The sequence below is a fragment of the Bacillus cereus group sp. BfR-BA-01522 genome, assembly GCF_022662635.1.
In the GTDB taxonomy this organism is placed as follows: domain Bacteria; phylum Bacillota; class Bacilli; order Bacillales; family Bacillaceae_G; genus Bacillus_A; species Bacillus_A cytotoxicus.
This window is the reverse complement of sequence record NZ_JAKUDY010000011.1, coordinates 134263-141477: the sequence shown is the minus strand read 5'-3', so window position 1 is coordinate 141477 and position 7215 is coordinate 134263. Positions and strand designations below refer to the sequence as shown.

The following is a 7215-nucleotide window of genomic DNA, read 5'->3' as shown; positions in this document are numbered from 1 at the left end:
TTGCAGCGTTGTATAATCCTCAAGTAATGTATTTATTTTCTTTTCTTGTTTTCTATGATAGAAATCAATACATCTATCTGAATCTAAGTCTTGTATTCTCTCTTGTATATCCTCTAAAAGTTCATCTGCTTGCCGTAAGTTCGGGATTGCATCTTTTGTAATCTCATTGATCCCATCTTTCATTTGTTGCCAATGCTTTGACTTATAATGCACATCCATCTCTTTTCCATCCCCTACTTCCGTATCCTGATTATTCAAGAACTTCTCATATTTTTTGTAATTCCTCGTCTTTTTTTATCATTTCTTCAAGTGTATAGTTCACAACGATTGTAGCTGGTCTATAGATATCAGCCATTTTCGCTATTTTATTGCTTCCCTTTTTTAATAGAAATGGAAATTTTCTAGATTACTCATGTTTTACCTCCTTTATTCATTTCGATGAAATAATTATTTTTCAATACTTTATGTATAATCTGTCTTATGGTTATTTTCAGAATTTTGAACATAAAAGTATCGTATGAATATTCTATCAAAAAATAGTTTCTCTTGGTCCTGAATATATTTTTTTATTGTTGCTTCATTCCATTCCACTGTACTCACATCATATCCTTCTATCCCAAAATGCCTATTTCCAAATTTATATTTTAAGTTTGCATGTTTATCAAATTCCTTTTAGATATCCCATAAAACTTAAAACAGATAGCTTGGGTGGGATACTCACCAACATATACACATGATCTAGCATCAAATGACCCTCTATAATTTCTACCCCTTTATATTTACATAACGTTCTTAAAAATTCTTCAACACTCTTTCTATATGGATTGTAAATTATTTTTCGTCTACACTTTGGAGTGAAGACTACATGGTACTTACATATCCATTTTGTGTGTGCAAACTATTCGCTTTATTAGCTAGCGAAAGATGCTCACTTTCCTTCCTTCTTACAAAGACTTGAGCACTCTCTATTATAAAACTGAAAGTGAGTTTTTTTATAACTTCTATTTTCCACCGCATAGCGGGGGATTTATGTTTCGCCTTTCTCAGGCTCAACTGACTCAAGTCGATAATATAAAAGAAGCTGCCTCTTTAGGAGACAGCTTCTTCCTTTTTTACCCATATACGAACAAAAAATACTTCGTTTGTTGCTTTTAATTGAGTTATTGTTTCCCACCTCAATATCCTAACCAGCAAGGTAAGAAAAACACTCAAATATCTTTCACTAAATTTCCCTCTTTATGTTGTTCAAGGTATTCTAAAAATTTCTTCTTATAAATATTTGTAGCACAACGGATTTTTCTAACATCATTTACTCTTTCCGAAAAGACAGCTATTTCATACGTAGCCAGGTTTAATTTTCTTTCTAAAGTATTTTCTGATACACCTGTAGTTTCTATAAATTTTTTCAAATAAATAACCTTACGGACAGTACCACTTCTAATAGTTTGAATAGTAATTTGTTTTTCTTCAAAAGAAAAACCTTTCTGTTTATTTTTTAGAAATTCCATTCCAAAGATGTATAGGCAAAGTAATACCCCATATTTCACTTGAAGATTTGTGAATAACCATAATACAAGCATAAGCAATCCAATCTTTATGACTTTAACTGCTGCTGGTTTTAAAAATGCAATAGTATGTACTTTCTCTATACATTTGGGCATTGAAAAATCAGGCAAATATTTTTTGAATAATGATGATACTTCACTACTTTGAATCGACGGGATAAGAACAATTTTCGATTTTCTAGAGCTATTTCCAATAAGTTGTAAATGTATTTTACTATATCCAAACAAACGATAGATCCATGGTTGAACAATTTCAACTGCTCTAATATCGTGTTTTGCAATAGATACCTCTTTTTTATCAATTAACCCATATGAAATATCAATACCAAATGTACTTCTTTGAACCTTGAAATTTTTATACGTAAAGAACGTAATGATTATTGATATACACCAAGCTATCATAATTATGATAAAAATAACCAAAATAAAAGATAGTATTGTTTTAACAGTTCCGCTTGAAAGCAAGAGTCCTTGAATATCATTCTTAAAGTCTTGACTTAAATTTATATGTATACTATCTTCTGTAAAATCAAAGGAAAACAAGTTTTCTTGTCCCTTATTTTTTTCTGGATTTTCTCCAAGTCCTAAATACTTAATTAGTTGTTGGGATGTAGTTAAGGTTAGTAGAATAGAACCCCAGAAGAGTTTAAAATTCGTTGTCGTTATTAATATATAATCTTTTAGCTTAAAGAAATTTGTATTTTGCGTTTCTTTTGCAACTTCGTTAATATGCCGGTTTAATATACTCTTTATGTAAGATAACTTTTTATTGGAAACAACTATTTGAATTGTGTCGCCACCAACTGTTTCTATATTAACATTGGATACGTTTAGTATTCTTTTCACAAACGTACGATCTATACTGATTGATTTAACCTTAGTATAATGTATATCGCTATATTCTTTACTCCATACCCCTTCTCTCACAGAAAGTATATCTTCATAAAAGATAAATACATTATTTTTCCAAATCAAAAATGATTTCAACAGGATATAGCTTACAAAAATTGCAAAACCGTAATAAGCGAACCTCTCCCATTTCCCATTAATCCCTAATGTAGCAATAAGTGTTGTAAGTAGCGGATATAGATGATCCTTAATTTTCGTAAAGTTAATATACAATAATTCGATAGGATGATTACGCATTCTCAATTTTTGGTGCATTCATATCCTCCTTTCCGTGAAGAAACTGCTGAACCTGTTGCATAATATCATCAGCTACTTCTTTGGAAATAAATCCAATAGTGTTGCAATCACCTGCGGTATACACTGTTAATTCATATAATTCAAACCACCTTGATATGTATGTTTGAGAAATGTTCATATGCTGAACGCGAAAGATAGGAATCCGGATTTCTTCATTAATCATTCCTTTTTTATAGATGCAAATATTTTCTTCTGTTATTTTATATAACTTATTTTTAAATAGAAGATAATTAAAAAAGATATTTTGAATATAAAGCCCCACATTTGCGAAATATCCTACTAAACAAAGCTTTTGTACAAATTTATAATCCTTTAAAATGCACTGTACCACTACAATAAATGCGGTAAATATAAGAAACTTAATGGTATCTCCTATATTCCAAATCTTTATAGTACGTTTGTCTACTTTTTGCAACTCATTAATATTCACTCATAATTCCCTCCGAAACCTAAAATCAATAAATCACCAGAACTATATTATACAATTTTAAAACGAAAAGTTAATGCTGTTCTCTTATCTTTTATGTACCTACTCAGCCTATAGTTAAAAACACAAGACAAATAGAGGTAATCGCTACGAAGCGTTACCCCTAAGCTTGAGATGGGAAAACTCTAACTCTCCTGTTTCAATCCACTCTTTGGTACATTGAAAGATAGATTTCCCTTGTTTTTTGATCGTACTCATATAACTTCTAATTCGTAAAAAGTTGCGAGCACCATATTCACTTCGGAACGAACCGCTCATTGTTTGTCGTAATTTTACAGGGCGTATGTCTCGTTCCGCTTGATTGCCGTGTCTTTATATTCATCGCACAGTAAAATGTCATCTCGCCTAAGCTCGTACTTTATTTTCTATTCTATCATTGCACGTAATACTCTATAATGGTACAACCATCATGGAGTACTTACTTTTTAACAGCTTATTCATTCTTTTTCTTCACTTTTCTTATATGTCTTTAACTTTAATACCACATATTAAATCTTGTTATATTACTTACAAAGTCATTGTACCAAGTTTTATTGTAGTACCTCTAAAAACTCAGTAAAGTTATCTACTACTTTATAAAACACTGGTTCGAACTCTCCTGACTCTTCATGAGACCATACACACACCGATGGATTCTCTTTATTTTCTCTAAAATCCAAGCATACAAAATCCCCTGCAAATATATTAGCTATTGGTAATACCTCTGCACCTAATAAATCTTCATTATCAGTTAATCTTTCCTCTATCTGTGAAAATACAACATCAATATCATAGATTCCTTTAGGGTTATTTTCAATGTCATCCAGCATACATAAAAACCTTTCTATCGCATAACTGCGATTATCACATACAAATGTAGCTTCTTCAACTTCTGCACCATTATACATTTTAATAAAATCCAAAAATGAACCTGGTAGTTTTAATCTCCAAAAATTTCCATGTTTTTTATTAACTCTTCTGAAGGTAATGGTTTTACAATAGTATCCTGTTTTATTTTCATGTTTTTACCTCTTTTTTTAGTTAACTATCTAGGAGCATCGACCCACATTCCAGCCGACCTTCCACCATTGTGAATCGTAATATGGATCGAACTTTTTGGAACCACCAATACTTCGGTAGTACATGGCACCGATTTCCTTCCAATCAAACGCTCGTTTCTCACAGCTCATTTTATACAAAGCGATTAAAAATTTTAAAAATAGACATACTTTATGAAAAGACCAACGTTTTTCAGCTAAAATAGATACTTCTTGTTTTATTTTACATTCCAGATCATGTAAAACACGCCATAACTTTTCCGTATATTCATTTGTATACACTGGAAGCGTCTGTTTTTCTTCTATCCATTGCCGAAGCATCTCTTCCTCTTCCTTCTTCTCTAACTTTCGTTTCTTTTCAATATATAAAAATAATCCATATCCCATTCGATATATAATCGATTCAACCGTCTTCCCATCCTTTTTAAAACGAACTTCTTTTATTAAAATGCCGCGCTCTATATAGTCAACCATTTCATGTACAGTTAACCATTTTAAAACATCATTTTCCTTTTTCTTTACATTAGGGGAATAAAACATTTTCATAATATGAGTAGAAACATCCAACCCTTTCCCTTCACCGAGAAAAATTTCAGCTGTTTTGACAACTTTACGCGCAGTTTGTTTTATAATGGGGACAATAGTGATATTATGTTCTTTACGTATATATACATGATCTATCTTTTCTGCACTTTTCACAATATAAGATTGAAAAAATTGTAATTCATCCATGCTTCCACTTCCTTATGCCACATACTTCTTTTATTGTAGCATACGCGCAAACTTACAATATAACTTGCTCTATTTCAGCTTCTCTCTAAAATGTAAGTATTTAAACCGAGTCTCGGAAACATTCTCATATCGAAGCTGCATTCAATGGTGCAAAATACTCTTTCCTCTTTTTAAAACATTCCCTAAATACATTTCATAAGGAGTATCTCCAAAAAGCCAAAAACCATTCTTTTGACTCTTTATCTAATTCCTCGTTTATTTCTTTACCTTCTTCATCCAATTGCTTCAAGTTTGTATACTTCTACATTCTTATGCACATACTTTTTTTAGTGTGGTATATCCGAAAAGTCATAACAGATTCGCACTTTTTCAAAGATATCAATCGAGAGGAAATTTTAATTTAACCGAATTTTATAATTATTTATTAAAAACAAAATAATTATAAAAATTAATATATTACCGCTTTTTTAGCTAATTTTATTCAGAATTTGATTCTCTTATATTTTTTGAATATACTTTTCTTATAACTAGAAAAGGAAGTGCATTATATGATAGAAACCTTTAGTAGATTTCTTGGGATGACGAATAACATTCTATGGACATATATTCTTCTTGCAATGTTAATCGGACTTGGGCTTTATTTTTCTTTTAGATTAAAATTTGTACAAATTAGCCATTTTGGCGAAATGATACGATTAGTAAGTAATGGATTTAGCGGAAAAACAAAGAAAAAAGGTAGTATATCTGCATTCCAGGCATTTTGTTTAAGTGCAGCAGCTCGCATTGGAATCGGAAACTTAGCTGGTGTGGCACTCGCGATTTCAATGGGAGGACCTGGGGCCGTATTTTGGATGTGGTTCATCGCAATTATCGGCGCAGCTACAAGCTTTGTAGAATGTACGCTTGCACAAATTTATAAAGTAAAAGACGGAAGCAGGTTTCGCGGAGGTCCTGCTTATTACATGGAAAGAGGTTTAAAGAAGCGCTGGATGGGCGTTTGGTTCTCACTCCTCATTACCGTTACTTACGGCTTAATTTTCAACTCTGTACAAGCCAATACAGTCACATTAGCATTTAAAAATGCTTTCGGTGTGGAACGTTATGTAATAGGGATTATATTAGCTGTATTAGTTGCGATTATTATTTTTGGTGGTATTAAAAGTATTGCACGTATTTCTGAAACAATCGTTCCTCCAATGGCAATCGTTTATATCGGTGTTGCCGTTTTTGTTGTCATTAAAAATTACTATGTATTGCCAGATGTTTTCTCAGAAATATTTAAAGGTGCTTTTGGTTTAGAGCAAGCGATCGGCGGTGGTATCGGGGCCGCAATGAAGTATGGGATTCAGCGCGGTTTATTCGCGACGGAAGCTGGTATGGGAAGTTCTCCAAACGCTGCCGCAACATCAGATGTGTCACACCCTGCAAAACAAGGATTTATTCAAGCACTCGGCGTTTTTGTAGATACATTCTTAGTATGTACCTCAACGGCGTTTATCGTATTGTGCTCTGGGGCATATAAAGCAACAAACTTGGAAGGTATTGAATTAACTCAAAACGCATTAAGTTCACAAATTGGTCCATGGGCAAGCAGTTTCTTAGCCATTATTATTTTCTTATTTGCTTTTAGTTCATTACTAGGCAATTACTATTATGGTGAAACAAATATTGCGTTCATTAAAGAAAGTAAACTATGGTTACTGATTTATCGTATTGCAGTTGTTGGAATGATACTATTCGGGTCCGTCGCAACACTTCAAACAGTTTGGAATATGGCTGATTTATTTATGGGACTAATGGTATTTACAAATTTAATTGCGATTACACTTCTTAGCAAGTTTGTATATGCGACTTTAGCAGACTATATAAAACAAAGAAAAGCTGGAAAAGATCCAATTTTCCGTGCAAGTTCTATCCCTAACTTAAAAAACACAGAGTGTTGGGAGGATACTCATTTAGAGAAAGACAGACAGGCGGTATCGTAAGAACTTACCATATGAACGAATAGATTAATCAACTCTTATTTCCCAGGCTGTGGAGAATACTTTCTCCACAGCCTATTCTTCACTTCTACTACAAAAAATAGTAGCACAGACCATAACCATAATCTGTGCTACTAATCTTAGTATGGCTTTAATTTTTCTTCTTTTCCGTTCTGATGACCAATATGCGTGCCCGATCAGTAACG

The 7215-nt window shown here is 32.5% G+C and carries 4 protein-coding genes and 3 pseudogenes; 1 reads left to right on the top strand and 6 read right to left on the bottom strand.

What is annotated here, in order from left to right:
- The 6 genes and pseudogenes from MR059_RS16075 to MR059_RS16045 all read right to left on the bottom strand — a co-directional run.
- Window positions 1–258 (bottom strand): annotated as a pseudogene (locus MR059_RS16075) (hypothetical protein); the annotation flags it as partial.
- A 204-nt stretch (window positions 259–462) separates the two neighbouring features.
- Window positions 463–880 (bottom strand): annotated as a pseudogene (gene tnpA, locus MR059_RS16070) (IS200/IS605 family transposase).
- Between the two features lie 328 nt (window positions 881–1208).
- The gene (locus MR059_RS16065; protein WP_011983833.1) at window positions 1209–2729 is read right to left on the bottom strand and encodes a PH domain-containing protein; all 1521 of its coding nucleotides are present in this window, start codon (window positions 2727–2729) and stop codon (window positions 1209–1211) included.
- Complete coding sequence (locus MR059_RS16060) at window positions 2704–3201, bottom strand: PH domain-containing protein (protein ID WP_011983832.1); 498 nt, start codon at window positions 3199–3201, stop codon at window positions 2704–2706. Before MR059_RS16060 ends, MR059_RS16065 begins: the two co-directional genes overlap by 26 nt.
- A 587-nt stretch (window positions 3202–3788) precedes the next feature.
- Window positions 3789–4258: pseudogene (locus MR059_RS16050) on the bottom strand (SMI1/KNR4 family protein).
- Window positions 4259–4286: 28 nt separating this feature from the next.
- Entirely contained in the window at window positions 4287–5027 is a 741-nt protein-coding gene (locus MR059_RS16045; protein WP_011983830.1) for a hypothetical protein, read from the bottom strand.
- Between the two features lie 548 nt (window positions 5028–5575).
- On the opposite strand from MR059_RS16045, the gene MR059_RS16040 reads away from it, so the two are divergent.
- A complete protein-coding gene (locus tag MR059_RS16040) occupies window positions 5576–7012 on the top strand; it encodes an alanine/glycine:cation symporter family protein (RefSeq protein ID WP_011983829.1) in 1437 nt (478 codons plus the stop codon).
- Window positions 7013–7215: the final 203 nt, after the last annotated feature.